This window comes from Streptomyces sp. NPDC093018 (assembly GCF_040684035.1).
GTDB lineage: Bacteria > Actinomycetota > Actinomycetes > Streptomycetales > Streptomycetaceae > Streptomyces > Streptomyces murinus.
In genome coordinates, this window is the sequence record NZ_JBFBFF010000002.1 from 148916 (window position 1) to 173205 (window position 24290).

Below are 24290 nucleotides of genomic sequence, written 5' to 3' on the forward strand. Positions count from 1 at the left end.
ACCGCCGTACTGGGGGAGTTGGAAGCACCCGTGACCACCTGGACCGACGACACAGCCGACCGACCCATCTCGCTGACCGCCCCCTGCGGCATCGACCGCGCCGCCCACCACCGGCTGGACGAGGCCTGGCTCGCGGCGGCGTGGAGCCACCCCTCGACCCGCTGTTTCGTGGTCTCCGGCGGCCAGGTGCTCATCGACGAGACGGCCGACGGCCGCACCGAAGTCGTCATGACCCCCTCCTTCGAGGCCCCGCTCACCGAGGCACACCGCTACTTCCTCGGCATCGACGAGGACGGCGTCGCCTATTTCGCGCTCCAGAAGGACGCGCTGCCCGGCCGCATCGACCAGTCCGCGCGCCCGGCGGGCCTGCGCGAGGCGGGCCTGCTGCTGTCCCCGCGCGACACCGCGCTCATGGTGCACGCGGTCGGCCTGGAGAACTGGCAGCGCACCCACCGCTTCTGCTCCCGCTGCGGCGAGCGGACCGTGATCGCCGCGGCCGGCCACATCCGCCGCTGCCAGGCGTGCGGCGCCGAGCACTACCCGCGCACCGACCCGGCCGTGATCATGGCCGTCACCGACGCGGAGGACCGGATCCTGCTCGGCCGCCAGGTGCACTGGCCCGAGGGCCGCTTCTCCACGCTGGCCGGCTTCGTGGAGCCCGGCGAGTCCATCGAGCACGCGGTGCGGCGCGAGGTCGCCGAGGAGGTCGGCGTCACCGTCGGCGGCGTCGAGTACGTGGCGAGCCAGCCCTGGCCCTTCCCGTCCAGCCTGATGCTCGGCTTCATGGCGCGCGCCACCACCACCGAGATCGACGTCGACGGCGACGAGATCTCCGAGGCCCGCTGGTTCTCCCGCCAGGAACTGCACGACGCCTTCGAGACCGGTACGGTCCTGCCGCCCTTCGGCATCTCCATCGCCGCCCGCCTGATCGAGATGTGGTACGGCAAGCCGCTGCCGACGCGCAGCTTCGTCTGAGACGCGGCTTCGTCCCAGACATGGAGAAGGGCGGCCCCGCATCCGGGGCCGCCCTTCTCCGTCGACGTCGACCGCGTCAGGCCGCGAGCTTCTGCTTGACCTGGGCCAGCGAAGGGTTCGTCATCGTGGTGCCGTCCGCGAAGAGCACGGTCGGGACCGTCTGGTTTCCGCCATTCGCCTTCTCCACGAAGGCCGCGGACTCGGGGTCCTGCTCGATGTTGATCTCGGTGTAGGCGATGCCCTCCCGCTCCATCTGGCTCTTCAGCCGACGGCAGTAACCGCACCAAGTCGTGCTGTACATCGTCACAGTGCCCTGCATGTCTCTCGCGCTCCTCAGGCAGCTCGGAATACGTCGTCCGGAGGGAGAACGCAAGGGAGACCCCTGCCATTCCCGCCGGGGTACACCGCTCCCACCAGGGCGTTAGTACGACAATGAGCTCCCGCCTGTGGACAACCGCCGCGGCCGCCCCGGGCGACCTGGCAGCATGGCTGTGTGACAGCAGCAACGCACTCCCCCCTCTTCGCACAGGTACCGGCCGTCCCGGACTCGGCCGACGCGGTGCTCGAAGGGCTCGACCCCGAGCAGCGCGAGGTGGCCACCGCCCTGCGCGGCCCGGTGTGCGTGCTGGCCGGCGCGGGCACCGGCAAGACCCGGGCGATCACCCACCGCATCGCCTACGGAGTGCGCTCCGGCATCCTCCAGCCCGCCACCGTGCTCGCCGTCACCTTCACCAACCGTGCCGCGGGCGAGATGCGCGGCCGGCTGCGCCAGCTCGGCGCCCAGGGCGTCCAGGCCCGCACCTTCCACTCCGCGGCCCTGCGCCAGCTCCAGTACTTCTGGCCGAAAGCCGTCGGTGGCAGTCTGCCCCGGCTGGTCGACCGCAAGATCCAGCTCGTCGCCGACGCGGCCGCCGGACTCGGCACCCGACTGGACCGCGGCGAGCTGCGCGATGTCACCGGCGAGATCGAATGGTGCAAGGTCACCCAGACGATTCCCGCCGATTATCCGTACGCTGCCGCGAAGGCCGGCCGCGAGGCCCCCCGCGATCCCACCGAGATCGCACACCTGTACGCGGCCTATGAGGACCTCAAACGCGATCGCGCGGTGATCGACTTCGAGGACGTCCTGCTGCTCACCGTCGCCGTCCTCCAGGACCGCCAGGACATCGCCGAACAGGTGCGCGCCCAGTACCAGCACTTCGTGGTGGACGAGTACCAGGACGTCAGCCCGCTCCAGCAGCGCCTGCTGGACCTGTGGCTCGGCGACCGCGACGACCTGTGCGTGGTCGGCGACGCCAGCCAGACCATCTACTCGTTCACCGGAGCAACGCCCGACCATCTGCTCGACTTCCGCGCCCGCCACCCCGGCGCCACCGTCGTCAAGCTGGTCCGCGACTACCGCTCCACCCCCCAGGTCGTCCGCCTCGCCAACGGCCTGCTCGCCCAGGCCCACGGCCGCGCCGCCGACCACCGGCTGGAACTCGTCTCCCAGCGCCCCTCGGGACCCGAACCCGGCTACACCGAGTACACCGACGAGCCCGCCGAGGCCGAGGGCGCCGCCCGCCGCATCCGCGAGCTGATCGACGCCGGAGTCCCGGCCGCCGAGATCGCCGTCCTGTTCCGCACCAACTCCCAGTCCGAGACCTACGAGCAGGCACTCGCCGACGCCGGCGTCCCCTACCAGCTGCGCGGCGCCGAGCGCTTCTTCGACCGGCCCGAGGTGCGCAAGGCCGGCCTCGCCCTGCGCGGCGCCGCCCGCTTCGGGGGCAACGACTCCCGCCTGGACGACGTCGTGGACCTGCCCTCCCAGGTGCGCGCCGTGCTGTCGGGCGAGGGCGGCTGGACCACCCAGCCGCCGGCCGGCTCCGGCGCCGTCAGAGAGCGCTGGGAGTCCCTCACCGCTCTGGTCAACCTCGCCCAGGACCTCGCCGCCGCCCGCCCCGGCGCCACCCTCGCCGACTTCGTCGCCGAACTGGACGAGCGGGCGGCCGCCCAGCACGCCCCCACCGTCCAGGGCGTCACCCTCGCCTCCCTGCACGCGGCCAAGGGCCTGGAATGGGACGCCGTCTTCCTGGTGGGCGTCGCCGAGGGCATGCTGCCCATCACCTACGCCAGGACCGACGAACAGATCGAGGAGGAACGCCGCCTCCTGTACGTCGGCGTCACCCGCGCCCGCGAACGCCTCCATGTCTCCTGGTCCCTGTCCCGCTCACCCGGTGGCCGCCACAACCGCAGACCCAGCCGCTTCCTCGACGGACTGCGCCCCGGCACCACCCCCACCGTCGGCCGCAGCGCCGGGTCCGTCGGGGGTGTCGAGCGCGGCATCCGGGGTGTGGACGCCACCGCGGTGCCCCGGCGCGCCCAGCGCACCCCGGCCCGCTGCCGGGTCTGCGGCCGCACTCTCACCGACGCCGGCGAGATGAAGCTGATGCGCTGCGAGGACTGCCCCTCCGACATGGACGAGGGGCTCTACGAGCGGCTGCGCGAATGGCGCGCCGTCCAGGCCGCGAACAGCGGGCAGCCGGACTTCTGCGTCTTCACCGACCGCACCCTGATGGCCATCGCCGAGAACCGTCCGGACAGCCCCGCCGAGCTCTCCCGCATCCCCGGCGTCCTCAGCCGCAAGCTGCGCAGCTACGGAGCCGAAGTCCTGGCCATCTGCGCAGGTCAGGAGCTTGATGGCGAGATCGCGGTGGACTGATACGAACTCGTCGCAAAAATAGTTTGCGCACGCGCCGGGAATCCCCATAGGTTCTAGGCACGGAAGCAGCGGCCTTCTCCAAGGCCCGCCCTCCGTGATGTACTTGCACATACGAAACGGATCGGTTCACCGGTCCCAGAGACGCCGAGAGGAGGCGAGTCCAGTGATCAGCATCAACGTCAGCAACATCAGCACGGCCAAACTGACCGATCGCTCGGCCGTCTCCCTGTGCCTGCTCGGCGCCTTCGACCGGGGCACCGGTCTGTCCGGCATCCGTGCCGCGCACCCGGCGTCCTCCCTGCCCGTCGCGGGCCTCCCCGTCCGCGATGAGCGCAATGAGCGACCGACCAAGGCACTGGGAGCAGTAGAAGCACAGGCACATGCCTATGCCTTTACGGCGACTGGTGCCGGATTCCGGAAGCAGACGACGCAGCACCACCAGATGTGGGCCTTCCGTGGGCCAGAACCCTGGAGTTATCCAGCCTGATTCGATCAGGCCGGCGCCTTCAGGGCCGCGGAACCCCATCCGGGATCCGCGGCCCTTCAGTTTTTCCCGAACGGGAAGGACGACGCGAAGGGGCCTCGGGACAAGAAAAGAACCCGGTACCAGCCGACACCCGGTCAACCGGCCGGACGACCAGACGAGGAAAACCACCCGTGCAACTCGAAGCGCACGCCCCGTCCGTACCGCCTTCGCAAACGATCCCCCCGCCCGGCCTCACGGAGGACTCCACCTTGATCCCGCTCACCGCGCTCACCGCGCTCGACGACGCCATCGAGAACCTCGGCGTGCCCGTCCCGTGCCGCTCCTACGACCCGGAGGTCTTCTTCGCCGAGTCGCCCGCGGACGTGGAGTACGCCAAGTCCCTCTGCCGCACCTGCCCCCTGATGGAGGCCTGCCTCGCCGGGGCGAAGGAGCGGCGTGAGCCCTGGGGCGTCTGGGGCGGCGAGCTGTTCGTCCAGGGTGTCGTCGTCGCCCGGAAGCGGCCGCGTGGCCGCCCGCGGAAGAACCCGGTCACGGCATGAACACCGCAGGAACAATCGACCGTCCCCTCACGCACGACCCCAAGAAGCAGGCCCCGATGAAGCCGTCCACCAGCGAGCCCGCAGGCTCCGCGATCCCAGACTCCACCACCTCCGGCGCGACCGAAGCCCGCCAGAACAGGACCCGTGAGATGCAACTCATGCAAGAAGCCCTGGCTCGTGCTCATATGCACGACCGCCTCCATGACGCCCACCGGCAACGCCAGGCCACCCGCCTGGCCGTCGCCCAGCGCATGCAGCGCCGCGCCGAACGCGCTTCGCTGCGTGCCCGCCGTGCGCTCGCCATGGCCGTCATGCAGTAAATCCCGCATACGACGAAAAGGTGCTTCCCCGTACGGGGCAGAACCCGAACGATGTGGTGACTCCCCGCGGGGGCCGGTCCGGCCGAACGGACCGGCCCCCGCGGTGCGTTCTGCGTGCCGCCCGCCGGACACGGAGTTATCGTCACCGGGTGACGAGTCTTCCCCCAGGAAGCGATCAGGGCGGCTCCGCGGAGCGCCCGGTCCCCCTCGTGTGCGCCCGCTGCGGTGTCCCCGCCCCCGCCCCCCACCCCGCCACCTGGACCTGCTCCGTGGAGGACGGCGCTCCCAGCTACTTCTGCGCCGCCTGCTCCCGCGACAACCTCCGTGCCATCGAGGGTCGTCTGGACTCGAACTGGTGGTGATCCGCCACCGGCCTGCCGCGCCGCACCCGCCGCCCGGGCCCCGGCCCCGGGCGAACTCCTCGGCGAACACACCCCATCAGCCGGCGCTGTAGCGCGAGCGAGGGCTCACTGCGGACGAGGACGCGGGCCTGGCACCTGTGGTGGTGGCGCCGCTCTTCGAACATGTGGCGCAGCGACAGCGTCGTCGCCCCTGCCACGCAACTCCTGCGCCGCCGATCGGCGCCGATCATGACGCCGTGCTCGAACCATCCCGCGCCCGGATCGGTCCGGTACGAGCCGACGGCACCGGCGACCTGCCCGGTGCCGGCCGCCTCGGCCACCAGCTGGAAGCGCTCGTCCTCGGCCCGAAGGACGGCCTGTTCCCTCCCCATTGGAGCACGCGCCCCGGCTCCGGGGCCCGGGCTTTTTCGGGGCCCCGGCTCACGCCTCCGCGGCGGACTCCTCGGCGAGTTCCTCCTCCAGGAACTCCTCCGCCTCCGCCGCTTCGTCCGCCTCCGCCAGGTCCGCCGGCTCCTCCAGCTCCTCCGGTTCGTCCAGGAGGAAGAAGCCCGGGAGCCAGGACTCCAGTTCCTCGCGGAGGCGGACCGTGGCGCCCAGCTGGCACAGGACGCCGATGGTGCTGAGGGTGACGCGGTGGATCAGAAGGTAGGCAGGGGGGAGGTTGAGCTGCTTGCCGAGCTGGTAGGCGGGGGAACGGGGGTCGGCGATGCGCGCGGCCTGGCTGCGCATCCAGGAGCGGGTGAAGGTGAACGCGTCGACACGGGCAGGCTCGATGATCGGCAGCAGATAGTCGAGGACCGCGTCGGGATCCAGCTCTATGGATTCCTTGACGAACCCCTCCTCGCAGAGCAGCTCGTAGACCGTCTCCGCGTCGCCGTCCAGCGTCATCCGCAGGGAGATCCCGATCGGCGCGGGCAGCCCGCCGGGGAGCCGGTCGACGGTGCCGAAGTCCAGCACCCCGAGCCGCCAGTCGTCCTCGCCCTCCGGGCCGCCCGGCAGCAGCCGGAAGTTGCCCGGGTGAGGGTCGGCGTGCAGCAGCCCGGTGCGGGCCGGGCCCGAGAACAGGAAGCGGGCGAGCAGCTGCCCGGCCCGGTCCCGCTGCTCCGGCGTGCCCTCGGCGATGATCTCCGACAGCGGAACACCGTCGATCCACTCCGTCACCAGCACCTGCTCGCACTGGTGCACCACCGCCGGGACCACCACATCCGGATCACCCGCGAACTCCTGCGCGTGCGCCGTCTGGGCCGCGGCCTCCAGCCCGTAGTCCAGCTCTTCGGAGACCCGGTCCCGCAACTCCGCGATCAGCGGCTTTATGTCCACGCCCGGGATGAGCGGCCCCAACAACCGGGCGAACCGGCCCAGTTGGATCAGGTCGGACAGCAGGGCCTCACCGGCGCCCGGGTACTGCACCTTGACCGCCACCTCGCGGCCGTCGTGCCACACCGCCCGGTGCACCTGGCCGATCGAGGCCGCCGCCGCGGGCTTGTCCTCGAACTCCTCGAACAGCTCCCGCCAGTCCGGCCCGAGCCGCTCCATCAGCACCGCGTGCACCGTGCGGGTCGGCATCGGCGGTGCCGCCTCCTGGAGCTTGGTCAGGGCCGCCCGATAGGGCCCGGCGACCTCCTCGGGCAGCGCGGACTCGAAGACGGACAGGGCCTGCCCGAACTTCATGGCCCCGCCCTTCAGCTCGCCCAGGACCTTGAAGAGCTGCTCCGCCGTGCGCTGTTGCAGCTCCCGGCCGACGATCTCCGCGGACTCGCCCACGATCCGCTTGCCCAGCCCCCAGGTCGCCCGGCCGGCGAAGCCGAGCGGGAGCGCGGCGAGCTTGGCGGTCCGGGTGACCGCCTTCCGGGGAAGATCAGACATGCGCCCTCCAAGTCCCTGTCGGCCGTGCCGCGCCCGCTTCGCGTGCCCGCTCCGTCGACGGCCGTTGCACCGCCATTGTCGCGCGTGACCGCCCCGGGGTTGAGGAGTGTTCCCCCTCCGGTTTCTCACCTGGCCTTTCGGCCCCGCCGCAGCGGCAGCCCGGGTGCGGCACGACCGGGCGGGAATGCCAGTTCAGACCGGGTAGGGACACCTCCCAGCGGGCGCCCGCGGCGGACGACGACGCGCCGTCCAGATGGGCCAGGGCGTGGGCCGCGGCCAGTCCGGCGACCGCCGTGGACAGGGCCAGGTCACAGGCTCCGACCGGGCGGGATCCCGCGCCGGAGCGCCACTGCGCGAGCAGCCGGGGCCAGGCCGGATCACGGTCCGTGCGCGACTCGTGCAGACACCCGGCGCAGGCCGTCTCGCCCGGCAGCACCAGCGGGCCCACGACTCCTGTGCCCTCCACCACCCCCGCGTACAGATGCGGGATGCCCGCGGCCAGCAGCGACTGTGCGGCGCGCGGATCCGGGGCGTGCACGGCCACCTCGTCCCGGGGCGCGAGGATCACCAGGGAGAGCCCCGGTTCCCCGGCGCCGGAACCGGGGGAGTGGGGATGGCGGAGCGGGCGGTCCGGGGCGGCCCGGCGGACGGCCGCCGCTGCCGCCGTGTCCCGGCGCTCACCGACCGACTCGGGCGGCAGCCCGCCCGGCGCCACGTCCCAGGGCCGCACCCGCCCCTCCTCGCGCACCTCCACCTGCCCGACACCCGCGCCCGACAGCACCGCCGCCAGCACGGCACCCACCCGGCCCGCACCGATCACCCGGACCCGCAGCGCGCGGCGGGCGGCGAGCCGGGCCAGCGCGCCGCCCGGCTCGGGCGTGGTCAGGGAGAGCGAGGCCAGGTCGGGGCGCAGCCGCCGCAGCACCTCCGTCCGCCCGCGCAGCGCGGCCGCGGCCGGTCCGCCGCCGCGCGCGTCGTCCACGAGGCCCGCGCGGGCCAGCCGGTCCACCAGTGTGTCCACCCGGCCGTCCGGCAGCTTCAGCCGGCGGCCCTCCGCGCGCAGGAGCGGCAGCCCCCGGGTGCCGTTGAGCAGGTCAAGGAAGCCGCTCGTGGCGGTGTCCATCGGACCCAGCGTCAGCGCGTGCGCGGGAGTCATCCCGAACTGGACCGTGCCGAGATCACGCCAGCCGCGCCGCAGCGCGGGTTTCATCACCGGATGCATGACAGATCCCCCTGAATCCGTGTATCTGCTGACTCTCAAGACATCGGCGGATTGGTCGATTTCCGCCGACGCCTGCCAGCATGCCCCCTCGGCCCGCGGGGCGTGGAAAGTTATCCACAGGCGGCGGGTGATCTTCATATGAACCGGCAGGCGCGTCGAACCGTCCGGGACCCGGGACTTTGCCCCTGTCCAGCGGGTAACGTCGGGGCGTGTCCGCCGACCCACTTCAGCACCGTGCCGGAAAGACAGAGCGCAGCGCGACGAGCGCGATCGAGGTCCGCAGGAGTGCCCGGCGCCGCCGGACGGTCTCCGCCTACCGTGAGGGCGATCGCACTGTCGTACTGATCCCCGCCCGGATGTCGAAGGCGGAGGAGCAACGCTGGGTGACCGTCATGCTCGACAAACTCGCCGCCCAGGAGAGCCGGCGGGTGCTCGGCGACGCCGAGCTGGCCGAGCGCGCCGAGCGGCTGTCGGCGCAGTTCTTCGACGGCGGCGCCCGCCCGGCCTCCGTGCGCTGGGTCACCAACCAGAACACCCGCTGGGGCTCGTGCACCCCGGCCGAGGGCAGCATCCGCCTCTCCCACCGGCTCCAGGGCATGCCGGAGTACGTCATCGACTACGTGCTCTGCCATGAGCTTGCGCACCTTCTGGTGCCCGGTCACGGCCCCGACTTCTGGCGGCTGCTGGAGGCATATCCGCGCACCGAGCGGGCCCGCGGCTACCTGGAGGGCGTGGTCGCCGCCGCCCGGCTGCCGCACGTGCCCGACGGGCGGGGCGAGTGACCCCGTCCCGCGCGGCTCGCGTGTGTGTGGCCGGAATCGGTTCTGTACCGGGTCTGTACCGACGGGGACCGGCCGGGGTGGTTGTCGGTCACAGCCGTTAGCCTGGCGCGACTCACATATTTCGGGATGGGGGACGGTCGGATCGCATGGCCAGGGAATTCCAACGCGGCCACAAGGCCAGGATCAGTGACCTCACGGCGGGCACCGATCTGTACGTAGGCGTGCAGATCACCGGCCCCGGACTGACCTTCGACATCAGCTGCTTCGGCCTGGACGCCGAGGAACGGCTCTCGGACGACCGGTACTTCGTCTTCTTCAACCAGCCGAAGTCGCCGGAGGAGTCCATCCAGCTGCTCGGGGCCCAGGCGGGCGACACGGAGTCGTTCCGGGTCACGCTCGACCGGATCCCGGAGCGGATCCGCAAGCTGTCCTTCACGGCGACCCTCGACGGGACCGGGCAGATGTCGCAGGTCGGCCCCGGCTACCTGCGTATCGTCGCGGGCGGCGAGGAGGTCGCCCGGTACTCCTTCACCGGCGCGGAGTTCTCCACCGAGCGGGCCGTCATGCTCGGCGACATCTACTTCAAGGACGCCTGGCGGTTCGCCGCGGTCGGACAGGGCTTCGACGGCGGCCTGGAGGCGCTGCTGAAGAACTTCGGCGGCGAGGTGCTGGAGGAGGAGGCGCCCGCCGCCCCGGAGCCGCAGCCGCAGCCCGGCGCCATCCCCGGCTTCGCCCCGCCCGCGTTCGCCCCGCCCACCGAGACCGCCACCCCAGCGGCCCCCGCGCCGCCCCCGGCACCCGCCGCACCCCGACCCGCCGACCAGGGCTACGCCCCACCGGCCGGCAACACACCCCCACAGGGCTTCACCCCGCCGGGCTCCACGCCTCCTCAGGGCTTCACCCCGGCAGGCTCCACGCCTCCCCAGGGCTTCCCCGCCCCCGGCAGCACCCCGCCGCAGGGCTTCACGCCACCCGGCCAGACCCCGCCCCCGGCCCCGGGCGCGCCGGACGTGCACGGTGCGCCGACGGTCATCGCACCGCTGGCCCCGCCTCCGGGGCCGACGGGCACCGTCCCGCCGCCCGCCCCGGCCCCCGCGCCCTACGGCCAGCCCCCGCAGCAGCCGTCGTACGGCGGTCAGCCCCCGCAGCCCTCCTACGGCGGGCAGCCGTCCGCCCCGATGCCCCCCGGCTACGGCGCCCAGCCCGGCGCGCCCATGCCGCCGGGCCACGGCCAGATCCCCGGGCAGCAGACCGCCGCCTCCTACGGTGTGCCCCAGGGCGCCCCGCAGGGCGGCGCCGGTGTGGGTGCCGCGCTCCAGAAGTTCAAGGAGACGCCCACCGGGCAGCGCTGGACGCAGCAGAACAAGAAGCTCATGCGTGTCGACCTCGGCATCGGCGGGCAGCCGGTGCTGGCCAAGCAGGGCAGCATGGTGCTCTACCAGGGCAAGGTCGATTTCAGCTACAAGGGCGCCGGTTTCGCCGGCCGTATCGTCGGCAACGCCACCGGCCAGGAGATGCAGCTGATGCGCTGCACCGGCCAGGGCCAGGTGTTCCTCGCCGAGAACGCCACCTACCTGCACCCGATCGAGCTCCAGGGCGACGCGATCTGTGTGTCCGCCGAGAATGTGCTCGCCTTCGACGAGACCCTCCAGTACGAGGTCCGGCGCGTCGAGGGCCACGGCATCCCCGGCGGCGCGCTGTTCACCATGCAGTTCCAGGGCACCGGAACCATCGTCGTCAAGACGCACGGCACGCCCGTGGTGCTGCCCGTCACCCCGACCACCTTCGCCGACTGCAACGCGGTGGTGGCCTGGTCGGCGGCGGCCCAGGTGATCGTCTCCAGCCAGGTCCGCATGCGCCGCAACGCCTACCCCGGCGACACCGGAGAGAGCGTCAACCTCCAGTTCCGGGGCGCGCCCGGCAACTTCATCGTCGTCCAGCCGTACGAGGTCTGAGGGAGCCCGTCATGAACCAGCCGCTCGCGGGCTTCGCTCCCGCACCCGTCACCGCCCGTATGGAGAACCACGGGCACCACATGCTCAAGGTCGCCATGCAGACCGGCAACGACCTCTTCGCGCGCGTGGGCTCGATGGTCGCCTACGAGGGCTTCGTGCAGTACGAGCCCAACCCGCCCGCGGTCCGCCAGATCGCCCGGGACTGGATCACCGGCGAGGGCGCCCCGCTGATGAAGTGCTCCGGGGACGGGCTGCTCTATCTCGCCGACTACGGCGCGAACGTCGTCGTGATCAACCTCAACGGCGACGGCATCTCCGTCAACGCCACCAACCTCCTCGCCTTCGACGCGCACCTGAGCTGGGGCGTGGAGCGGGTGAAGGGGCTCGCGAAGTTCGCCGGGCAGGGCCTGTGGAACACGCGGATCTCCGGGCAGGGCTGGGTCGCGCTGACCTCCCGGGGCACGCCGATCGTCGTGGACTGCGGCGGCGGCGAGGACGAGACGTACGTCGACCCGGACGCGCTCGTCGCCTGGTCGCCGAACCTGAAGGTCAAGGGCAAGCGCAGCTTCAAGGCGCAGTCGCTGATCGGCCGGGGCAGCGGCGAGGCCTACCAGATGGCCTTCTCCGGACAGGGCATCGTCGTCGTCCAGCCCAGTGAGGACAGCACCGACCGCCTGCGGGTCCGGGGCTGAGGGGGAGTCAACACGCCATGCAGAGTCCGATTTTCGCGTACAACGACAACCAGACGCAGGAGCGCTGGAGTCTCCAGAACGCGCAGCTGCTGCGCGTCGTCATGGAGGGCCACGACGACATCCTCGCCCGCAAGGGCAGCATGGTCGCCTACCAGGGCCTGGTCGAGTTCGACGCCGAGTACCACAGCAACAACCAGCGGCGCGCGCGTGCCCACACCGGCGAGGGCCTGGACCTGATGCGCTGCCACGGGCAGGGCACGGTCTATCTGGCCAACCTCTCCCAGCACGTGCACATCATGGACGTGGAGCAGGACGGGCTGACCGTCGACAGCTCCTACGTGCTCGCCATGGACTCCTCGCTGCACCACGAGGTCATCGCCGTCGACAGCCTCTACGGCATCTCCGGCTCCGGTAAGTACCAGCTGAACATCACCGGGCGCGGCCGGGTCGCCCTGATGACCTCCGGGTCGCCGCTGCTGATGCAGGTCACCCCGGACCGGTACGTCAACTGCGACGCCGACGCGATCGTGGCCTGGTCGACCGGGCTGCGCGTGCAGATGCAGGCCCAGACGCACTCCTCCGGGGTGTGGCGCAGGCGCGGCAACACCGGTGAGGGCTGGGAGCTGAGCTTCATGGGCTCCGGGTTCGCGCTGGTCCAGCCCAGCGAGCTGCTGCCGCCGCAGAACGCGGTGATCGGCCACGGCGTCGCCGCCCAGTTCGGCATGGGCCAGCACGGGGCGCGCGGCGGCAACCAGGGCAACGTCTGGAGCTGACCGCCCGGGAAAGGCGCGTCCGTAGGGCAGAAGTAAGGGGCGACCGCCATGGCAGTCGCCCCTTACCGCTCACGGTCTCGCGACCGCCTCACAGCCTCGCGCGGGTCGCGTCCATGAGCCGTACGACCGACTCGTCGGCCACGCTCGCGACCTCGTCGTAGGGGAACCAGCGCAGGTCGAGGGACTCGTCGCTGATCGCCGCCACGGCGCCGGAGGGGGCCAGCGCCGCGTACTGGACGTCGTAGTGCCAGTGGCACGGCGAGGGGATCGGATGCCGGTCCAGGCGCACCGGGCCGCCGGGCAGCAGCGTGAGCCCGGCCATGCCCGACTCCTCCGTCGCCTCGCGCAGCGCGGCCGCCGCCACGGTGGCGTCGCCCGGCTCGCAGTGGCCGCCCATCTGGAGCCACATCCGCAGCTTGCGGTGGAGCGTGAGCAGCACCCGGCCGCGCTCGGGGTCGATCACCAGGGCGCTCGCCGTGACATGGCCCGCGTGACAGGCCTTCCACATGCCGTCGGGGTGGGCCGCCAGGTGCTCCAGGTAGGACTGGCGCAGCTCGTCCTGGCCCTCGTACCCCTTCAGGACGAGGACCGCGTCGTCGTACAGGCTCACTCGGTGTCGTCGCCCTCGGCCTTGTCGTCCTTCTCGACGTCCTTCTTCAGATTCGGCTTGTCGGCGGCCTCGCCGAGCATCTTGTCCAGCTCGGAGAAGTCCATCTGCTCGCGGTGCACGAAGCCGTCCGGGTCGTCCAGGTCGGTCGCGGTCGGCAGCATGTCCGGGTGGTGCCACAGGGCGTCCCGGCCGTCGACACCGCGCGCGTCGGTGAGCGAGGCCCACAGGCGGGAGGCGTCGCGCAGCCGACGGGGGCGCAGCTCCAGACCGATCAGCGTGGCGAACGTCTGCTCCGCCGGGCCACCGGTGGCCCGGCGGCGGCGCAGGGTCTCGCGCAGGGCGTCGGCGGACGACAGACGGGGCTTGGCGGCCGCGTGGACCACCGCGTCGACCCAGCCCTCCACGAGCGCCAGAGCGGTCTCCAGACGCGCCAGGGCGGCCTTCTGCTCCGGCGTGTCCTCGGGCTGGAACATGCCCTGCTGAAGCGCGTCCTGCAGCTGCTCGGGGTTCTGCGGGTCGAACTGGCCGACCACGTCCTCCAGCTTCGCGGTGTCGACCTTGATGCCGCGCGCATAGCCGTCGACCGCGCCGAACAGATGCGAGCGCAGCCACGGCACATGCGCGAACAGGCGCTGGTGGGCGGCCTCGCGCAGGGCCAGGTAGAGCCGCACCTCGTCCAGCGGCACGCCCAGGTCCTTGCCGAACGCCTCCACATTGGCCGGCAGCAGCGCGGCCTTGCAGGCCGGGCCGAGCGGCAGGCCGATGTCCGTGGAGCCGACGACCTCGCCCGCGAGCACGCCGACGGCCTGCCCGATCTGCGTGCCGAACATGGCGCCGCCCATCGAGCGCATCATGCCGATCAGCGGGCCCGCCATGGCCTGCATCTCCTCCGGCAGCACATCGCCCATGGCCGCGCCGACCCGCTCGGCGACCGGGTCGACCAGCTCCCGCCAGGCGGGCAGGGTCGCCTCGACCCACTCCGCGCGCGACCAGGCCACCGCGGAGGCGGAGCCCGACGGCAGGGAGGTGGCGTCGTCCAGCCACAGATCGGCCAGGCGTACGGCCTCCTCCACGGCCTTGCGCTCGGACGGGCCGACGCTCGCGTCCTTGGAGCCGTCCGCGGTGCCCTGGGCGACCGTCTGGCGCGCGATCTGCTTGGCCATGTCCCAGTTCACCGGGCCGCCCTCGTAGGAGAGCATCTGGCCCAGCTGCTGGAACGCGGCACCGAGATCGGTGGGGTTCAGCGAACCGAACATGGCAGCGAGCGGATTGTCGGCGCCGGGGCCGCCAAAGCCACCGGCTCCGGGCATACCGCCGAAACCGAAGGGGTTGGCCGGTCCCTGACCACCACCGCTCTGCTGGTCCTTCTTCTTGCCCTCGTCGCCGTCCTCCGGCTCCTCCGGCGGAAGGCCGAAACCGAATGGGGTGTCACTCACGGGATTCCTCGGCTGGTAAGGCCACCGGTCTTCTCCGGCGGCGCGGCTGCCCGACAACACCACCCAGCGTAGACACCCGGACCCGATCGAGCCTCGATGCTCCGCCCGCGGAAGGCCTGCGGCAGGATGGATGCACCTCGTACGTGCGCGTCTTGCACGCCCGTACAGAAGACAACCGCTGGAGATGCCGGGTGAGTTCCCCAGATCCGCAGGTTCGCGCAGCGCGAAACCACTCAGAGACGTCCGCCGGGCGCAAACCCGCCGTGCGCGGGCCCGTCGTGGCGGTCACCGGCGCGGCGACCGGCGTCGGAGCCCTGCTCACGGCCCGGCTGGCCGCGTCGGAGGAGATCCGGCAGGTCGTCGCGATCGACGAGCGGCGCGGGGAGTGCGAAGAGGCGCAGTGGCACATCCTGGACGTCCGCGATCCGGCCATCGCGGACAAATTGCGCGGTGCCGACGTGGTCGTCCACCTCGCGCTCGACCTGGATCTCGGCAGCGACGCGGCCGCGCGGACCGCTTACAACGTCCGGGGGACGCAGACCGTGCTGACCGCCGCGGCGGCGGCCGGCGTGCACCGGGTGGTGCTGTGCACCTCGGCGATGGTCTACGGCGCGCTGCCGGACAACGAGCTGCCGCTGTCGGAGGACGCCGAGCTGCGGGCGACGGCCGAGGCGACCGGCGTCGGTGACCTGCTGGAGATCGAGCGCCTCGCCCGCCGCGCGCCCCGCGCACACCCCGGTCTGAATGTCACCGTCGTACGGCCCGCCGTGCTGGTCGGCGGCACGGACACCGCGCTGACCAGGTACTTCGAGTCGCCTCGGCTCCTTGTGGTGGCCGGTTCGCGGCCCGCGTGGCAGTTCTGCCATGTCGAGGATCTGTGCGGGGCCCTGGAGTACGCCGTCCTGGAGAAGGTCGAGGGGGAGCTGGCCGTCGGCTGCGACGGGTGGCTGGAGCAGGAGGAGGTCGAGGAGCTCAGCGGGATCCGGCGCATGGAGCTGCCCTCGGCGGTCGCGCTGGGCGCGGCGGCACGGCTGCACCGGATCGGGCTCACCCCCTCCCCGGCGGGCGACCTGGCCTACACGATGTACCCGTGGGTGGTCAGCGGCAGTCGGCTGCACGACGCGGGATGGCGGCCGAAGTGGACCAACGAGGAAGTCCTCGCGGAGCTGCTGGAGGAGGCCGCCGGGCGGCATACGGTGGCCGGCCGGCGACTCGGCCGCAAGGACGCCACGGCGGCGGGCGCGGCCGGTGCGACGGTGGCCCTGCTGGGCGCGGCGGCGGTGGTACGCCGGGCCCGCAAGGCGCGCCGGCGGTAAGCCGCGCCCGTACGAGCTTCACGGCAGGGTACGAGCGGCACGGCGCCCCCCGCGTCCGTACGAGCATCCAAGGCGCCCGCGCCGGTGCCGGGTGAACCTCGTATTCCTCGGCGTCTTCGGCGTGCGGCACGATGGTGGCATGGCTGAGATGAGCGAGCACCCCGGGGAGCGGGCCGCGCAGGATCCCGTCAAGCTGATCGGCGTCAGGGAGAGCGCGCTCTCGGTGGACGAGGTGTTCCGGGCGGTCGGGGACGCGGCGGCCGGCGGTATCGCGCTGTTCGTGGGCACGGTGCGCAACCACGACGGGGGCGCCGACGTGGACGCGCTCGGCTACTCCTGCCATCCCAGTGCCGAGGCCGAGATGCGGCGGGTCGCCGAGAAGGTCGTCGCGGACCACCCGGTGCGGGCCCTGGCCGCCGTGCACCGGGTCGGCGAGCTGGGCGTGGGGGACATCGCGGTGGTCGTCGCCGTGGCGTGTCCGCACCGCGCGGAGGCCTTCGAGGCGTGCCGGAAGCTGATCGACGACCTCAAGCACGAAGTGCCCATCTGGAAGCACCAGACGTTCTCGGACGGCACCGAGGAATGGGTCGGGGCCTGCTGAAACGGTCGGTCGGCCCGCTGAAAACGGGCGGAGCCCGCCGAAACAGGGCGCGCCACTGCGCCGAACCGGTCACTCCCGGCCCACCGGCGACTCCGGTTGCGTAACCGCCCCCCGCACGTGAGCGTTGTCAGTGCGGATGGTTAATCTGCTGATCAGTCAGTTGCGGACGCTCACGGCGTAGGGAGGTCGGCATGGGCGCGCTTGTCTGGCTGCTGATTCCGCTTATGGGTGCGGTCGGTGGCGGGCTGTGGGGCAGTTGGGCCAACCGGACGCGCAGGGCGCGCAGCGACGGGCCCGAGCTGGACGGATACGCGCGGTTCCGGGAGGCGATGGAGCGGTCCGGCACGGGCGCGGACGGCGCCTGACGGGGGTACCTGACAGTGCGCCGACAGGTGCGTCACGTACTGTCGAGGCATGCCACGCCGCACCGCGACGATGCTCGCCTCCACCCTGATGCTGATCGCGCTCCTGTGCGCCGGAGTGCTCATCCCCGTGCCGTACGCGGAGATGTCCCCCGGGCCGACCGTGAACACGCTCGGGAACCACCAGGGCGAGCCGGTGCTCCAGATCTCCGGGCGCAAGACGTATCCGACGGACGGTCATCTGAACATGACCACCGTGCGGGTGACCAGCGTGGACTTCCGGATGAACCTGGTGGAGGCCGTCTACGGCTGGCTGTCGCGCGACAGCAAGGTCGTGCCGCACGACACGCTCTACCCGAAGGGCACCACGGAGGAGCAGTCCTCGCAGCAGAACGCCGAGGAGTTCAGCCAGTCCCAGGAGAGCGCCAAGGTCGCCGCGCTGAAGCAGCTGGACGTCCCGGTGAAGTCCTGGGTGATCGTCTCCACCGTGGTCAAGGACTCCCCGGCCGAGGGCAGGCTGCACGCCGGTGATGTGATCAAGGCGGTCGACGGCCACGCGGTCAAGCAGCCCTCCGACGTCGCCACGTTCGTCACCAAGCACAAGGCGGGCCAGAAGGTCGTCTTCACCGTCGTCCCGGCCAAGGACCAGGCCGCCGCCGAGAAGGCCCACAAGACGGCCACCACCACGCAGGACGTCGCGATCACCACGGCCGCGTCCGACGACAGCGGGCCCAAGCGGGCCATCGTCGGGATCTCCGCCGGGACCGATCACACGTTTCCGTTCAGCATCGACATCAAGCTCGCCGATGTCGGCGGCCCCAGCGCCGGTCTGATGTTCGCGCTCGGCATCTACGACAAGCTCACCCCGGGCAGCCTGACCGGCGGCAAGTTCGTGGCCGGCACCGGCACCATCGACGACAACGGCACGGTCGGGCCGATCGGCGGCGTCGACATGAAGACCGTCGGCGCGCGCGACAAGGGTGCCCAGTACTTCCTGACGCCCGCCGACAACTGCGCCGAGGCCGCCGCGGACAAGCCGAGCGGGCTCACCCTGGTCAAGGTGAAGACGATCAAGGACGCGCTGGGCGCGCTCAAGGACATCCGCGGCGGGAACACCGCGGCGCTGCCGAAGTGCACCGCCAAGGGCTGAGATTCCGCCTGACGTGACATGACATGACCAGGGGCGCCCACTCGGACGAGGGGCGCCCCTGCCGTCGTACCAGAAGGCCAGAAGATCAGTCGGCGAACGTCGCCGACAGGGCGTCCGCGAGGCCCGGGACCAGGTCGGGGCCGGTCAGGACCTCGGTCGGGGTGTCCTTCTCGCGCAGCCGCAGCGCCGACTCACGGGTGCCGTCGCGCAGCACCGCCACCGTCATCCGCACCTCCTGGCGCTCCGGGTGCTCGGCCACCCACCTGGCCAGCTTGGCCTCGCTGAGGTTCTTCGGGACCTGCGCCTCGGCGGACGGCGGCAGCATCAGCCGCTCCACCGTGAGCGCGCAGCCGGCCACCGCGTCGGGCCAGGCGATGGTGGCGAGGAACTCGTCGAGCGGCTTGCCGGACGCGATCTCGTCCTGCTCGATCGGGGTGAGACCGGCGGTCTCGGACTCGACCTCAAGGCCCAGCTGGGCCGCGAGCGCGGGTTCCTGGCTGCGCAGCCGAGCGGTGTCTACGAGGGCGAAGAGGCGAGCGGGCTGGTCCCAGCCGAGACCGGAGGCGTACTCGTCGATCTCGAGTACGGCCCGGGTGAGGGGGTTCGCTGCCATGGGAGTGTTGGACATGGTCACAATCCTGCCTCGTTCCCCACCGGAATCGGGAACCGAGCAGGAGCTGAGTAAGTTGCATATGTGTCGGCCCGCGATCACGGGGGGCCACCGGGGCCCGCGGAGCATGGGGGCCCGATGGATCGAGAGCGAATTTCGAGGGGCGCACCTTGGCTTTCCAGATGCCGGACCGCGGCCAGGGCCCAGCGGGGCCACGGACGGGGGCGGGCCGACCATCCCGGCGGGTCAGGGTCCTGCTCCTGACGCTGGGCGTGCTCGCCGTCCTCGGTATGACATTCAGCATGTTCGCCGGCTTCTGGACGAACTGGCTGTGGTACCGGTCGGTGCACTACTCGTCCGTGTTCAGCACCACACTGTGGACGAAGATCGGGCTGTTCTTCGTCTTCGGTCTGCTGGCGGCCTTCATGGTCGGCCTCAACATCTGGCTGGCCCACCGGCTGCGGCCCCCGCTGAGCGCCATGTCCATGGAGCAGCAGAGCCTGGACCGCTACCGGATGGGTCTCGCGCCGTACAAGACCTGGCTGCTGGTCGGCGTCTGCGCCCTGGTCGGGCTGATCGCGGGCGCCTCGGCGGCCGGCCAGTGGCGCACCTGGCTGATGTGGGTGAACGGCGTCTCCTTCCACCAGAAGGACCCCCAGTTCCACCTCGACATCTCCTTCTACGCCTTCGACCTGCCCTGGTTCCGGTTCCTGCTGGCCTTCGGCTTCGCCGCCGTCATCCTGTGCCTGATCGCCGCCGCCTTCACGCACTACCTGTACGGCGGGCTGCGCCTGACCAGCCCCGGCGCGCGCGCCACCGCCGCCGCGACCAGTCATCTCTCGGCGCTGCTCGGCCTGTTCGTCGCCCTCAAGGCGATCGCCTACTGGCTCGACCGGTACGGCCTGGCGGTGAAGTCCAGCGACTTCAAGGCGACCGGTGACTGGACCGGCCTGCGCTATGTCGACGCCAACGCCTATCTGCCGGCCAAGACGATCCTGTTCTGCATCGCCGTCATCTGCGCCTTGCTGTTCTTCGCCACCCTGTGGCGGCGCACCTGGCAGCTGCCCGTCATCGGCTTCGGCCTGATGGTCCTCTCGGCGATCCTGATCGGCGGGCTCTATCCGGCGATCGTGCAGAAGTTCCAGGTCGAGCCCAATGAGCAGGCCAAGGAGGCGCCGTACGTCCAGAAGAACCTCACGGCGACCCGCGAGGCGTACGGCATCGACGACACCAAGGTCACCCAGTACGACGGCAAGTCCACCGCCTCGGACGACGCCAAGCTGCGCGCGGACGCGAACGACGCGGCGAGCATCCGGATCATGGATCCGAACATCGTCTCGCCCACGTTCGAGCAGGCGCAGGAGATGAAGGACTACTACAGCTTCCCGGCCAACCTGGACGTCGACCGCTATCCCACCAAGGACGGCAAGCTCCAGGACACCGTCATAGGCCTGCGCGAGCTGAATCTGAAGGGCATCCCGAAGCACAACTGGATCAACGACCACTTCCGTTACACGCACGGCTACGGCGTGGTCGCCGCCAAGGGCACCGAGGCCGACGACGGCCAGCCCGTCTTCACCGAGTACGACCTGCCCTCCAAGGGCGATCTGGGCACCTACGAGCAGCGGGTCTACTACGGCGAGAAGACCACCACCTACTCCATCGTCGGCGGTCCCCAGAAGGAGATCGACCACCCCACCGACGACAACGGCGAGGTGACCACCAGCTATGCGGGCAAGAGCGGGGTGAACCTCGACAACCCGCTCAACCGGGCCGCGTACGCGATGGCGTTCAACGAGCCGCAGATCCTGTACTCGGGCGCGATCGGCAAGGGCTCGCGGATCCTGTACAACCGCACGCCCAAGGAGCGCGTCGAGGCGGTCGCCCCCTGGCTGACCATCGACGGCGACGCCTACCCCGCCGTCGTCGACGGCCACATCCAGTGGATCGTCGACGGCTACACGACGTCGAACGGCTACCCGTACTCCTCCCGTACGACCCTCGGCGACACCACGGCCGACTCGCTGACCGCCGGCAGCGACAACCGCAGCGTGGTGGCCCCGCAGAACCAGGTCAACTACATCCGCAACTCGGTGAAGGCGACCGTCGACGCCTACACCGGCGAGGTCAAGCTGTACCAGTGGGACACCAAGGACCCGGTGCTGAAGACCTGGATGAAGGCGTTTCCCGGCACGGTGCTGCCCAAGAGCGCGATCTCCCCGACGCTGCTGTCCCATCTCCGGTATCCCCAGGACCTGTTCAAGGTCCAGCGCGAGCTGCTCACCCGCTACCACGTGACGGATCCGCAGACCTTCCTCACCGGCAGCGAGGTGTGGCAGGTGCCCGACGACCCGACCAACAAGTCGGGTGACGCGGTGCCGCCGTACTACCTGAGCATGAAGATGCCCGACCAGAGCAAGCAGGCGTTCTCGCTGTCGACGACGTTCACGCCGACCGGCCGGGACAACCTCAGCGCGTTCATGTCGGTCGACTCCGAGGCGGACAGCAGCGACTACGGCAAGATCAGAATCCTGAAACTGCCGACCAGTACGACGGTCGACGGACCCAAACAGGTCCAGAGCCAGTTCAACTCCGAACAGGACGTCGCCGCCGCGATCAAGTACCTCAAGGGCGGGGACTCGGCGGTCGAGTACGGCAATCTGCTGACCGTGCCGCTGGACGGCGGACTGCTCTACGTGGAGCCGGTCTATGTACGCGGCGGGGGACTGAAGTACCCGTTGCAGCGCAAGGTGCTGGTCACCTACGGGGACCGGCCGCCGGCGTTCGAGAACACGCTCGGCGAGGCGCTGGACAAGCTCTTCGGCACCAGCTCCGCCGCGGCGGGCCCGCCGGACACCGGCTCCAAGGCCCCGCCCGCGGCGAGCGACCCGGGCGTCCAGCAGGACCTGGCCGACGCCCAGAAGGCGTTCGACGCGGGGCAGCGGGCGCTGAAGCAGTCCGGCGGCCCCGACTGGGAGGCGTACGCGAAGGCGCAGAAGGACCTCAAGGCGGCGCTGGAGCGGGCCCAGGACGCGCAGAAGCAGCAGAAGCAGCCGAAGCAGAAGGGCTGATCAGCACCGCCCCGCGCCGTGATACGGTTGGCTCACAACGGCGCGGGGTGGAGCAGCTCGGTAGCTCGCTGGGCTCATAACCCAGAGGTCGCAGGTTCAAATCCTGTCCCCGCTACTGAAATACGAAGGCCCGGATCCTTAGAGGATCCGGGCCTTCGTGGTGTGTGAATCCGGTGAACCCGGTGAACTCACGGTGTGCGAACACAAGTTGGGGAAGGAGCCGCAGCCGCGCGCCGCCGTGAGGAGTTCGGCGCCGTGTGTTTGACTTGTCGTCCTGTGGGCATGTCGACAAAACGCTGAAGTGACCTCACGGGGTGGGGTATACCGGGTGTACCCAGGTTGCGGGTGGTGCGACGATGGACGTTATGGGGGACAAGGCAACTCTGTTCGAGTCAGGGCGATTTGTACAGACTTTCGGTGAGGGGCCGGCCCGCGACGAGGTGGGCGACATGGCCGACGCCGCCGACGAGGTACGCCTCGCGCTCGCCGCACGCAGCGGTGACGAGGAGGCCGCCAGCGTCCTCGGCGCCATGCTGCTGCGCCGCGGCGACCTCGACGGTGCCGAGACCCATCTGCGGGCCGCCACCGCGGCCGGTGACCGGGCCGCCGCCAACAACCTCGGTGTCCTGCTGCACCAGCGGGGGTACGGCGAGGAGGCCGCCGGATGGTGGCGGATCGCCGCCGTCGCCGGTTCCGCGGCCGCCGCGCACGCACTCGGCCGCTACCACCGCGAACGCGGGGACGAACCCGCCGCCGAGTACTGGCTGCGCCAGTCCGCCGAGCAGGGCCATGTCCTCGGCGCCTACGCGCTCGCCGACCTGCTGGAGCACCGCGGGGACGCGGCGGCCGGGCACTGGATGCGGCTCGCCGCCGAGCGCGGGCACCGGGAAGCGGCCTACCGGATAGCGCGCTCGCTCGACCGGGGGGCCGAGGAGCGGGGCGAGAGCGGGGGTGACAACGCTGTCGAGGAGGCCGAGCAGTGGTACCGGCAGGCCGCCGCGCGCGGGCACCGGCGGGCCGCGCTGCACCTCGGGGCGATCCTGGAGCAGCGCGGCGAGCTGAAGGAGGCCGGGCGCTGGTACCTGACCTCCGCCAAGGACGGCGAACCGCGGGCCGCCTGCGCCCTCGGCTTCCTGCTGCGGGACGCCGGGGACACCGAGAGCGCGGCCGTCTGGTGGCTGCGCGCCGCCCAGGAGGGCGACGGCAACGCGGCCAACGCGCTCGGCGCGCTGCACGCCGAGCGGGGCGAGACCCAGACCGCCGAGCGCTGGTACCGGGCGGCGCTGGACGCGGGGGACGACAACGGCGCGTACAACCTCGGGCTGCTCTGCGCCGAGCAGGGACGCACCGCGCAGGCCGAGCAGTGGTACCGGCGCGCCGCGTACGCCGGGCACCGGGAGGCCGCGAACGCGCTGGCCATCCTGCTGCTCCAGGTCGGCGACACCTCCGGCGCCGAGCCGTGGTTCTCCAAGGCGGCCGAGGCGGGCAGCGTGGACGCGGCCTTCAACCTCGGCATCCTGTACGCGGGGCGCGGCGAGGAGAGGATGGCGCTGCGCTGGTACGAGCGGGCGGCCTCGGCCGGGCACACCGAGGCCGCGCTCCAGGTCGGCATGGCGCGGCTGCGTGAGCGCGACGAGCGGGCGGCCGAGCGGCATCTGCGCTGCGCGGCCGGCGGCGGCAGCGCGGAGGCGGCGTACCGGCTGGCCGCCCTGCTGGACGCCCGGCGCCCGCCCCGGCCCGCGCACGAGCTGGGGGAGAGCACGCAAGAGAAGGCCGAGTGCGAGGAGTGGTACGAGCGGGCGGCGCGGCAGGGCCACCGCCGGGCGCAGGTGCGGGTCGGGATGCTCGCCTCCGCGCGCGGCGACGTGGTCGAGGCGGCGCGCTGGTACCGGGCGGCGGCCGAGGCGGGATCGCGCAACGGCGCGTTCAACCTCGGGCTGCTGCTGGCCCGCGAGGGCAGCGAGCCGGAGGCCGTGGTGTGGTGGACGCGCGCGGCGAACGACGGCCACGGGCGGGCGGCCCTCCGCCTCGCCCTGGTCTGCGCCCGCCGCGGCGACCTGGACGAGGGGCAGCGCTGGGCGACGCGCGCGGCCGAGCTGGGACCCGCCGAGGTCACCGAGCGGGCGGGCCGGCTGCGGGACGCGCTGCGCGAGGAGCTGTCCGCGTGACCGGGCCCGCCGTGAGTGGCCCCGGAGTGGCCCTGGTCACTCGGGGCCGAATGGATTTGCCTTCGTCGGCTTCTCCCGCGTAATGTCGTGTTCACCGACGCGGGGTGGAGCAGCTCGGTAGCTCGCTGGGCTCATAACCCAGAGGTCGCAGGTTCAAATCCTGTCCCCGCTACTGAAGGCCGAGGGCCGGAATCCAGAAATGGATTCCGGCCCTCAGTCGTTTCCGGCCTTCGGTCGTTTCCGGTGCAAGAGCGTTTCCGGCGCAAGAGAAAAGGGGGCTCGCGCCCCCTGA

General features: G+C 71.5%; 22 protein-coding genes and 2 tRNA genes. 17 read left to right on the forward strand and 7 right to left on the reverse strand.

Annotated elements, in window-relative coordinates:
• The first annotated feature begins 30 nt into the window (after window positions 1-30).
• Window positions 31-975, forward strand: a complete 945-nt coding sequence (gene nudC, locus AB0N90_RS04510) for an NAD(+) diphosphatase (RefSeq protein WP_086810752.1) — start codon at window positions 31-33, stop codon at window positions 973-975.
• A 76-nt stretch (window positions 976-1051) separates the two neighbouring features.
• Here the strand turns inward: nudC and AB0N90_RS04515 are convergent, their stop codons facing one another.
• Window positions 1052-1294, reverse strand: coding sequence for a mycoredoxin (locus AB0N90_RS04515; protein ID WP_037660088.1), 243 nt, complete (start codon window positions 1292-1294; stop codon window positions 1052-1054).
• A 174-nt stretch (window positions 1295-1468) separates the two neighbouring features.
• On the opposite strand from AB0N90_RS04515, the gene AB0N90_RS04520 reads away from it, so the two are divergent.
• The 4 genes from AB0N90_RS04520 to AB0N90_RS04535 all read left to right on the forward strand — a co-directional run bounded on the left by AB0N90_RS04520 (window position 1469) and on the right by AB0N90_RS04535 (window position 5022).
• A complete protein-coding gene (locus tag AB0N90_RS04520) occupies window positions 1469-3676 on the forward strand; it encodes an ATP-dependent DNA helicase UvrD2 (protein ID WP_365192967.1) in 2208 nt (735 codons plus the stop codon).
• A gap of 163 nt (window positions 3677-3839) precedes the next feature.
• The gene (locus AB0N90_RS04525; RefSeq protein ID WP_078967565.1) at window positions 3840-4163 is read left to right on the forward strand and encodes a hypothetical protein; all 324 of its coding nucleotides are present in this window, start codon (window positions 3840-3842) and stop codon (window positions 4161-4163) included.
• 170 nt (window positions 4164-4333) lie between these two features.
• Window positions 4334-4702: a WhiB family transcriptional regulator gene (locus tag AB0N90_RS04530; protein WP_037660091.1), complete on the forward strand. Its 369-nt coding sequence runs from the start codon at window positions 4334-4336 to the stop codon at window positions 4700-4702.
• Window positions 4699-5022 carry a hypothetical protein gene (locus AB0N90_RS04535; protein ID WP_085566447.1) on the forward strand — a complete coding sequence of 108 codons (324 nt, stop codon included), beginning with the start codon at window positions 4699-4701 and terminating at the stop codon, window positions 5020-5022. The genes AB0N90_RS04530 and AB0N90_RS04535 overlap by 4 nt, the downstream gene beginning before the upstream one ends.
• 289 nt (window positions 5023-5311) lie before the next feature.
• Here AB0N90_RS04535 and AB0N90_RS04540 read toward each other — a convergent pair whose 3' ends face one another.
• From AB0N90_RS04540 to AB0N90_RS04550, 3 genes are read right to left on the reverse strand one after another with little or no spacing between them, the layout of a single operon-like run.
• Window positions 5312-5755: a hypothetical protein gene (locus AB0N90_RS04540; RefSeq protein WP_365192969.1), complete on the reverse strand. Its 444-nt coding sequence runs from the start codon at window positions 5753-5755 to the stop codon at window positions 5312-5314.
• Window positions 5756-5804: 49 nt separating this feature from the next.
• Complete coding sequence (locus AB0N90_RS04545) at window positions 5805-7250, reverse strand: AarF/ABC1/UbiB kinase family protein (protein WP_365192970.1); 1446 nt, start codon at window positions 7248-7250, stop codon at window positions 5805-5807.
• Window positions 7243-8472 carry a TOMM precursor leader peptide-binding protein gene (locus AB0N90_RS04550; RefSeq protein WP_365192972.1) on the reverse strand — a complete coding sequence of 410 codons (1230 nt, stop codon included), beginning with the start codon at window positions 8470-8472 and terminating at the stop codon, window positions 7243-7245. The genes AB0N90_RS04545 and AB0N90_RS04550 overlap by 8 nt, the downstream gene beginning before the upstream one ends.
• Before the next feature lie 209 nt (window positions 8473-8681).
• On the opposite strand from AB0N90_RS04550, the gene AB0N90_RS04555 reads away from it, so the two are divergent.
• From AB0N90_RS04555 to AB0N90_RS04570, 4 genes are all read left to right on the forward strand, one after another.
• Window positions 8682-9254 (forward strand): M48 family metallopeptidase, encoded by a 573-nt coding sequence (locus tag AB0N90_RS04555; RefSeq protein WP_365192974.1) that lies wholly within the window; start codon window positions 8682-8684, stop codon window positions 9252-9254.
• A gap of 146 nt (window positions 9255-9400) precedes the next feature.
• Entirely contained in the window at window positions 9401-11209 is a 1809-nt protein-coding gene (locus AB0N90_RS04560) for a TerD family protein (protein ID WP_365192976.1), read from the forward strand.
• An 11-nt stretch (window positions 11210-11220) separates the two neighbouring features.
• Window positions 11221-11901, forward strand: coding sequence for an AIM24 family protein (locus AB0N90_RS04565; protein WP_128791596.1), 681 nt, complete (start codon window positions 11221-11223; stop codon window positions 11899-11901).
• A 17-nt stretch (window positions 11902-11918) separates the two neighbouring features.
• On the forward strand, window positions 11919-12674 hold the full coding sequence (locus tag AB0N90_RS04570) for an AIM24 family protein (RefSeq protein WP_365192978.1): 756 nt from the start codon (window positions 11919-11921) through the stop codon (window positions 12672-12674).
• A gap of 88 nt (window positions 12675-12762) precedes the next feature.
• Here AB0N90_RS04570 and AB0N90_RS04575 read toward each other — a convergent pair whose 3' ends face one another.
• A complete protein-coding gene (locus tag AB0N90_RS04575; protein WP_365192980.1) occupies window positions 12763-13284 on the reverse strand; it encodes an NUDIX hydrolase in 522 nt (173 codons plus the stop codon).
• Window positions 13281-14720, reverse strand: coding sequence for a zinc-dependent metalloprotease (locus tag AB0N90_RS04580; protein WP_365192982.1), 1440 nt, complete (start codon window positions 14718-14720; stop codon window positions 13281-13283). Before AB0N90_RS04580 ends, AB0N90_RS04575 begins: the two co-directional genes overlap by 4 nt.
• A gap of 191 nt (window positions 14721-14911) precedes the next feature.
• On the opposite strand from AB0N90_RS04580, the gene AB0N90_RS04585 reads away from it, so the two are divergent.
• From AB0N90_RS04585 to AB0N90_RS04600, 4 genes are all read left to right on the forward strand, one after another.
• A complete protein-coding gene (locus AB0N90_RS04585) occupies window positions 14912-16036 on the forward strand; it encodes an SDR family oxidoreductase (RefSeq protein WP_361674830.1) in 1125 nt (374 codons plus the stop codon).
• Window positions 16037-16175: 139 nt separating this feature from the next.
• Window positions 16176-16637 (forward strand): molybdenum cofactor biosynthesis protein MoaE, encoded by a 462-nt coding sequence (locus AB0N90_RS04590; RefSeq protein WP_136104518.1) that lies wholly within the window; start codon window positions 16176-16178, stop codon window positions 16635-16637.
• 191 nt (window positions 16638-16828) lie between these two features.
• The gene (locus tag AB0N90_RS04595) at window positions 16829-17002 is read left to right on the forward strand and encodes a hypothetical protein (protein WP_167408655.1); all 174 of its coding nucleotides are present in this window, start codon (window positions 16829-16831) and stop codon (window positions 17000-17002) included.
• Window positions 17003-17051: 49 nt separating this feature from the next.
• Window positions 17052-18149 (forward strand): PDZ domain-containing protein, encoded by a 1098-nt coding sequence (locus AB0N90_RS04600; protein ID WP_361674827.1) that lies wholly within the window; start codon window positions 17052-17054, stop codon window positions 18147-18149.
• 85 nt (window positions 18150-18234) lie between these two features.
• Here the strand turns inward: AB0N90_RS04600 and AB0N90_RS04605 are convergent, their stop codons facing one another.
• Window positions 18235-18777 carry a PPA1309 family protein gene (locus AB0N90_RS04605; protein ID WP_361674825.1) on the reverse strand — a complete coding sequence of 181 codons (543 nt, stop codon included), beginning with the start codon at window positions 18775-18777 and terminating at the stop codon, window positions 18235-18237.
• Between the two features lie 164 nt (window positions 18778-18941).
• Here AB0N90_RS04605 and AB0N90_RS04610 point away from each other — a divergent pair, with 164 nt between their 5' ends.
• The 4 genes from AB0N90_RS04610 (at window position 18942) to AB0N90_RS04625 (ending at window position 24170) form a co-directional block, all read left to right on the forward strand.
• Complete coding sequence (locus AB0N90_RS04610; RefSeq protein WP_365193581.1) at window positions 18942-21830, forward strand: UPF0182 family protein; 2889 nt, start codon at window positions 18942-18944, stop codon at window positions 21828-21830.
• Between the two features lie 41 nt (window positions 21831-21871).
• A tRNA-Met gene (locus AB0N90_RS04615) sits at window positions 21872-21945 on the forward strand.
• A gap of 241 nt (window positions 21946-22186) precedes the next feature.
• Window positions 22187-23998: a sel1 repeat family protein gene (locus AB0N90_RS04620; protein WP_365192984.1), complete on the forward strand. Its 1812-nt coding sequence runs from the start codon at window positions 22187-22189 to the stop codon at window positions 23996-23998.
• Window positions 23999-24096: 98 nt separating this feature from the next.
• Window positions 24097-24170, forward strand: a tRNA-Met gene (locus tag AB0N90_RS04625).
• The last annotated feature ends 120 nt before the right edge of the window (window positions 24171-24290 follow it).

Bases quoted from the DNA above. Each gene is read 5' to 3' on its own strand.
- AB0N90_RS04515 (WP_037660088.1), bottom strand. From the start codon at position 1,294: ATGCAGGGCACTGTGACGATGTACAGCACGACTTGGTGCGGTTACTGC.
- AB0N90_RS04535 (WP_085566447.1), top strand. From the start codon at position 4,699: ATGAACACCGCAGGAACAATCGACCGTCCCCTCACGCACGACCCCAAG.
- AB0N90_RS04540 (WP_365192969.1), bottom strand. From the start codon at position 5,755: ATGGGGAGGGAACAGGCCGTCCTTCGGGCCGAGGACGAGCGCTTCCAG.
- AB0N90_RS04545 (WP_365192970.1), bottom strand. From the start codon at position 7,250: ATGTCTGATCTTCCCCGGAAGGCGGTCACCCGGACCGCCAAGCTCGCC.
- AB0N90_RS04550 (WP_365192972.1), bottom strand. From the start codon at position 8,472: ATGCATCCGGTGATGAAACCCGCGCTGCGGCGCGGCTGGCGTGATCTC.
- AB0N90_RS04560 (WP_365192976.1), top strand. From the start codon at position 9,401: ATGGCCAGGGAATTCCAACGCGGCCACAAGGCCAGGATCAGTGACCTC.
- AB0N90_RS04565 (WP_128791596.1), top strand. From the start codon at position 11,221: ATGAACCAGCCGCTCGCGGGCTTCGCTCCCGCACCCGTCACCGCCCGT.
- AB0N90_RS04570 (WP_365192978.1), top strand. From the start codon at position 11,919: ATGCAGAGTCCGATTTTCGCGTACAACGACAACCAGACGCAGGAGCGC.
- AB0N90_RS04590 (WP_136104518.1), top strand. From the start codon at position 16,176: ATGGCTGAGATGAGCGAGCACCCCGGGGAGCGGGCCGCGCAGGATCCC.
- AB0N90_RS04595 (WP_167408655.1), top strand. From the start codon at position 16,829: ATGGGCGCGCTTGTCTGGCTGCTGATTCCGCTTATGGGTGCGGTCGGT.
- AB0N90_RS04600 (WP_361674827.1), top strand. From the start codon at position 17,052: ATGCCACGCCGCACCGCGACGATGCTCGCCTCCACCCTGATGCTGATC.
- AB0N90_RS04605 (WP_361674825.1), bottom strand. From the start codon at position 18,777: ATGTCCAACACTCCCATGGCAGCGAACCCCCTCACCCGGGCCGTACTC.
- AB0N90_RS04610 (WP_365193581.1), top strand. From the start codon at position 18,942: ATGCCGGACCGCGGCCAGGGCCCAGCGGGGCCACGGACGGGGGCGGGC.
- AB0N90_RS04620 (WP_365192984.1), top strand. From the start codon at position 22,187: ATGGACGTTATGGGGGACAAGGCAACTCTGTTCGAGTCAGGGCGATTT.